This is a genomic window from Oleiphilus sp. HI0061 (genome assembly GCF_001635675.1).
On sequence record NZ_LWFE01000290.1, the window covers coordinates 1 to 1042 of the forward strand.

Genomic DNA, 1042 nt, shown 5'->3' on the forward strand with positions numbered 1-1042 from the left:
GGAATCGGGGTATTTCTATTTGGTATTGATCAACTAGAGAAGGCCTTGAAGGCTTTAAGCAGTCGTTCCTTGAAAGTCATGCTGCGCAAGCATACAACTCATCCTTTAAAGTCGATACTAGGTGGGACGGTCGCAACAGCCATTCTGCAGAGCAGTTCGGTTGTTGGCTTAATGACGCTGGCCTTTGTCGGGGCCGGTATTCTCGATATGCGCAATGCGCTGGGGATCATTCTAGGGTCTAATCTGGGAACAACGTTTACCGGCTGGATCGTTGCAACCTTGGGCTTTAAGCTCAGTTTGTCTGCTTTCTATCTACCGATGCTGGGTCTGGGGTGTTTAGGTTTAGTTAGCTTTGGTGATGATAAAAAGCTCCGTCACATGAGTCGCCTATTAATGGGCTTAGGGCTGTTGCTGATGGGCTTGGTGCTGATGAAAGATAGCATTGAGGCTTTTTCGCAAAGCTTCGATGTCTCTATATTCAAAGAGTATGGAATTTTTGTTTTTTTTCTAGTGGGCGTTATCTTCACGGCCATCATTCAATCCAGCTCCGCGACAATGATGATCACCTTGAGTGCACTTAATGCTCAAATAATTGGATTAGATCAAGCGGCGGCATTAGTGATCGGTGCAGACCTAGGAACCACCGGCACTGTTATGCTCGGTGCCTTAAAAGGAACGCCAATTAAAAGGCAGGTGGCAGCAGCGCACTTCTTTTTCAACCTGATCACCGATTTATTGGCACTCCTATGTTTGCCTTTGCTGTTGAAAATTATCAATGATGTCTACCAAGTCGAAGACCCTTTACTTGGTTTGGTCGCCTTCCACAGTACCTTTAATGTAATTGGTATTTGCCTCTTTATTCCCTTTTTGGGGGCATTTGCACGCATGCTGGAAAGGCTCTTCAAAGAAGATACCAGTGCCATTAATTGCCATATCAAGTCAATTCCAGAAGGTGAAGTGGAAGAATCCCTCTTGGCCCTGGAGTCAGAGTCAATTCATCTATTTAGCCGTGTATTGGTGTTAAATCTGGCCTGTTTTAATA

General features: G+C 45.2%; 1 protein-coding gene. It reads left to right on the plus strand.

Annotated elements, in window-relative coordinates; all coding sequences use genetic code 11:
* On the plus strand, positions 1-1042 hold a 1042-nt coding region (locus A3735_RS03730), incomplete at both ends, for a Na/Pi cotransporter family protein (protein ID WP_197485646.1).